Source organism: Oleiphilus sp. HI0132 (assembly GCF_001635845.1).
Map to the genome: position 1 here is coordinate 1 of NZ_LWGJ01001503.1, position 892 is coordinate 892.

Sequence of the window (892 nt, forward strand, 5' to 3'; positions counted from 1 at the left end):
TGTTCAACTGTGCCGGTATAAGACATTACCGGTAAAGGTGTATCACCTGGCTGTTCGTCCATTACGCTAAAATCAACTGAACGTGCATCAATTCGGGGCGGTGTACCCGTTTTTAAACGGCCAACACGAAAAGGCATTTCTCTTAAGCGTTTTGCCAATGCTATCGACGGTGGATCTCCCGCACGTCCACCTGAATGGTTTTCTAAACCAATATGAATAACACCGCCTAAAAAGGTTCCAGTTGTCAAAACAACGGTCTTTGAATGGAAGCGAACTCCCATATTGGTGACAACGCCACAAGCCCGGTCATTTTTAACAATCAAGTCATCAGCCGATTGTTGGAAAATATCCAGGTTTTCCTGGTTTTCCAGGGTTTCTCGAATTGCGGCTTTATATAAGATTCTATCTGTTTGTGCGCGTGTAGCTCTTACCGCTGGCCCTTTACGGCTATTCAGCACTCGAAATTGAATACCCGCCAAATCGGTTGCTCGTGCCATAGCACCATCTAGAGCATCGATTTCTTTAACAAGATGACTTTTACCAATACCACCAATTGCTGGATTGCATGACATTTGACCCAGCGTCTCGATATTATGCGTAAGTAGAAGGGTTGATGAGCCGCGACGCGCTGCGGCTAAAGCAGCTTCAGTCCCGGCATGTCCACCACCAATAACAATAACATCGTAATGTTTTGCGAAATCCACCTAGCATCCCCAGTCAAATAAAATAGCCGCGCATTATAAAGATTTGAGTGATAAATAGCAGCCTTTATCGTTTATTTTTTATACAGTTTTGCACTTATGACTCAAATTTTGAGTGTCTTAAAATAAATCTGTGTTCTTAATGTAAATAAATGAACATTCACTCAGTTTTAATGAATTCAAGCACTTAT

The 892-nt window shown here is 42.3% G+C and carries 1 protein-coding gene; it reads right to left on the bottom strand.

What is annotated here, in order from left to right; translation table 11 throughout:
* Positions 1-704, bottom strand: a 704-nt coding sequence (locus A3766_RS23185; protein ID WP_156509068.1) for an FAD-dependent oxidoreductase, incomplete at its 3' end; no start/stop codon positions are given.
* Between the last annotated feature and the right edge of the window lie 188 nt (positions 705-892).